This is a genomic window from Flavonifractor sp. An306 (genome assembly GCF_002159455.1).
GTDB lineage: Bacteria > Bacillota > Clostridia > Oscillospirales > Oscillospiraceae > Flavonifractor.
Map to the genome: position 1 here is coordinate 1 of NZ_NFIQ01000167.1, position 2211 is coordinate 2211.

Annotated in this window: 2 protein-coding genes; both read right to left on the bottom strand. The window is 57.5% G+C overall.

The window, feature by feature from the left end; genetic code table 11:
• Nucleotides 1-1737: thioester domain-containing protein (locus B5F88_RS19200; RefSeq protein WP_162612255.1), on the bottom strand; the 1737-nt coding region annotated here is incomplete at its 3' end.
• An 11-nt stretch (nt 1738-1748) separates the two neighbouring features.
• On the bottom strand, nt 1749-2211 hold a 463-nt coding region (locus tag B5F88_RS19205), incomplete at its 5' end, for a class D sortase (protein WP_140402212.1).

A 2211-nucleotide genomic window follows, 5' to 3' on the forward strand; every position in this document is an offset into this window, starting at 1 on the left:
TCCGGTGTCCACCTCGAAGGCCCGGTAGGTGCCGGGCTCCAGGTCGGTGAGCAGGATCTCCCCGAATTCATCGGTCTTGAAGTTGCCCAGGTAGTCGCCGTCCCGGTAAATGGCGAAATAGACATCGGCCATGACCACATAGTTTTTGCGGTCATACTTTACGATGCGCAGGCCCGGGAGCTCCTTGTTGATAATGGGAAGGGCAGTTGTCTCCCCAGCCACCACGGTGGCAGTGTAGACGGTGTCATCCTTCAGCCACCCTTCGGGGGCGGTCTGCTCCTGGATCCGGTATGCGCCCAGGGGGATCTCGTCGAACACCGCCACGCCGGCGGGGCCAGTCTCCTGAGTGAAGGTCAGGCCGGACTCAATGTGCTCAATGGTAATGACCGCGCCGGGCAGATACTCGCCGGTGTCAGACCGCTTCTCAATGCGGAGGGAGCCATACGGGTCATTAAAAAATGCCACCTCGGCTACTTCATTGTAGACCACGGTGACATTCTGGGCAGGCTGTTCGCTGATGATGTGGTTTGCCGGGGCGTCCCGTTCAATGACGGTATAATTGCCGCAAATGGTCAGGGGGATTTCAATGCGTCCATCAGTGTTGGTAATAAATATCCCCATTGAATCGCCATCCGGGCCAATGACCTCAAAACGGGCGCCGCTGAGGGGGATCTCCGTTCCGGTTTCATACTTCAGGATCCGCAGGCCCGTATCCGGAGGATCTTTCTCCGGAGAATCCGCATAGCTGCTGATGGCGTTGAAGTTCAGCGTCGTGGTGGGGTCGGTATCCACCACATAGTTCTGCAGGTTGCCGTACTCGTCTTTCTCCAGGCAGCTGGCAAAGAACACAGCGTATGCATATACCTCGCAGTCCAGGGAGAGTTGGACGCTGCCCGCCTGCCCCTGGATGCTCTCCACCGGATACAGTACCTTGAAGGTCCCGCCGTGGCCGTTGTTCATCCACTCCGCCTTGATAGACGTGATGTCCTGGTTATTTTCGTCCACAATGCGGGTTCCGGCGGGGACACTGTCAGGGTCAGTGAAGGCGATGTGGATGGCATAGTTGTTCACCCAGGTTTTGCTCCAGACGGTGAACTCCTGCTGCTTATACTGCTTGCCGTCAATGGTGACCTCGTAGGCGGTATCACGATCTGGCGTACAGGTTACCTCCGGGCTTTTCATGTCGTTCCAGGCGGTGCCCTGGGCATAGATATCCCTGGCTGCCGCCAGGATCTTCTTTGCCCGCTCTGCCTCCTCTTCGGACAGGTTGGGATTTACCGTGAGCCTGTTGATATCCCAGTCGCTGATGAGATAGCTCCACAGCGCCATTTTGGTGGCGTAAAAGCCCTGGTATTTGTTTTCCAGGCCCAGCTCGGACAGAGAGCGGGTGGGGTAGCCGCTGGCCACAATGCCCACCACCTTGGGGTCGCTGCTTTTTTCCTCTGCCAGATAGCGGACACTTTCTCCTTCTCCCACCACTTTCTGTACTCCATACTGGTTAGGAGAGACACAGTACGCGGGGATTTCCTTGGTGCCGCTGCCGGAGTCAAACAGGTAATAGACATAGTTCTGGGACTGTACCTTTCCGTTCATGGCCAGGTAGTTCATGCGGTAGCCGCCGTTAAAGATGTTGACCTCGCCCAGAGCTTCTTCTTCCGATGAGGCGGCAAAGGCGCCGGCCGGCAGCAGGCCCAGGGCAAGCACCAGGGCCAAAAGCATAGAAAGCAGTCGTTTCATTTCCATCCCTCCTAGATTTCTACTGCCCGCACCATCCAGCGGTAGGCGGGCTGGTCTGCGACACAGGTGTACAGGGTAATCTGATTCCCTGTGGTGGCAGTCAAGCCGCTGGTATCCGTCTCCAGGATCTTGCTGACACTGGTCACTTCGTAGGTGCGGGTGCCCAGCTTGGTGGTCAGAGTCACTCTGTCACCAGCGGAGAGCGTGTGGATTTTTCCAAACTGCGCGTGTGTCCCCCGGTTGTGGGCCGCAATACACACATTGCCGTCCCAGATGCTGGTATCTGTAAAATGCCCGGCGCCCTTGGCCAGGGGTGTGGTGCCGGTGCCCTCATATACCTTCACGTTCACCCCGATGGAGGGGATCTTCAGCGAGGCCAGATAGCCGCCGGAGTAGTAGAGATCGCTGGTGACGGCAGTATAGCCGACGTCCTGGCCAGAACTGCCCCCATTTCCTGTGTCGATCACAGGATAG